Consider the following 1,594-nt stretch of genomic DNA (forward strand, 5'->3'; position numbering starts at 1 on the left):
ATCCTTCGGGATGTGGTGTGTGTGGAGCGTGGGACCTGAGGGCGTAGTAGTCAAGTGATGGGGTGACGCAGGAAGGTAGCTCCGCCAGTGAGTGGTAGTACTGGTGTAAGCGTGTGGCCCGCAGGATAGGCAAATCCGTTCTGCGTGTGGGTGAGGCGTGATGCGTAGCCGTTGTGGTGAAGTAGAGTGATCCTATGCTGTCGAGAAAAGCCTCTAGCGAGTGCGTGCGTGGCCCGTACCCGAAACCGACACAGGTGGTCAGGTAGAGAATACTAAGGCGATCGGGTGAACTGTGGTTAAGGAACTCGGCAAATTGCCCCCGTAACTTCGGGAGAAGGGGGGCCAGCCATCTTGAAACCCTTTGCGGGTTAGGGGTGGCGGGCCGCAGAGACCAGCGGAAAGCGACTGTTTACTAAAAACACAGGTCCATGCGAAGACGCAAGTCGAGGTATATGGACTGACGCCTGCCCGGTGCTGGAACGTTAAGAGGACCGGTTAACCCTTTCGGGGGTGAAGCTGAGAATTTAAGCGCCAGTAAACGGCGGTGGTAACTATAACCATCCTAAGGTAGCGAAATTCCTTGTCGGGTAAGTTCCGACCTGCACGAATGGCGTAACGACTTTCCGGCTGTCTCAACCACAGGCCCGGCGAAATTGCACTACGAGTAAAGATGCTCGTTTCGCGCGGCAGGACGGAAAGACCCCGGGACCTTTACTATAGCTTGGTATTGGTTTTCGGTTCGGCTTGTGTAGGATAGGTGGGAGACTGTGAAGCGGGCACGCGAGTGCTGGTGGAGTCGTTGTTGAAATACCACTCTGGTCGTGCTGGGAATCTAACTTCGGACCATGATCTGGTTCAGGGACAGTGCCTGGTGGGTAGTTTAACTGGGGCGGTTGCCTCCTAAAGAGTAACGGAGGCGCCCAAAGGTTCCCTCAGCTTGGTTGGTAATCAGGTGTTGAGTGTAAGTGCACAAGGGAGCTTGACTGTGAGACTGACGGGTCGAGCAGGGACGAAAGTCGGGACTAGTGATCCGGCACTTCCTGGTGGAAGGGGTGTCGCTCAACGGATAAAAGGTACCCCGGGGATAACAGGCTGATCTTGCCCAAGAGTCCATATCGACGGCATGGTTTGGCACCTCGATGTCGGCTCGTCGCATCCTGGGGCTGGAGTTGGTCCCAAGGGTTGGGCTGTTCGCCCATTAAAGCGGCACGCGAGCTGGGTTTAGAACGTCGTGAGACAGTTCGGTCCCTATCCGCCGCGCGCGTAGGAGACTTGCGGAAGGCTGTCCCTAGTACGAGAGGACCGGGACGGACGAACCTCTGGTGCGCCAGTTGTCCCGCCAGGGGCATGGCTGGTTGGCTACGTTCGGAAGGGATAACCGCTGAAGGCATCTAAGCGGGAAGCCTGTTCCCAGATGAGGTCTCCCACCCCGTTGTGGGTTAAGGCCCCCAAGAGATGATTGGGTTGATAGGCCAGACATGGAAGCGCAGTAATGTGTGTTGGAGTGGACTGGTACTAACAGGCCGAGGACTTGCCTACAACGATGCTACGCACCCACTCTACGATCCTGAAACACCACACCACCCGCCCCACA

1 rRNA gene is annotated in these 1,594 nt (G+C 56.6%); it reads left to right on the forward strand.

Annotated features, from left to right (window positions below):
• Positions 1-1,539 (forward strand): 23S ribosomal RNA (locus LY41_RS00220); the annotation flags it as partial.
• Positions 1,540-1,594: the final 55 nt, after the last annotated feature.

Source organism: Prauserella halophila, assembly GCF_024171895.1.
Taxonomy (GTDB): domain Bacteria; phylum Actinomycetota; class Actinomycetes; order Mycobacteriales; family Pseudonocardiaceae; genus Prauserella; species Prauserella halophila.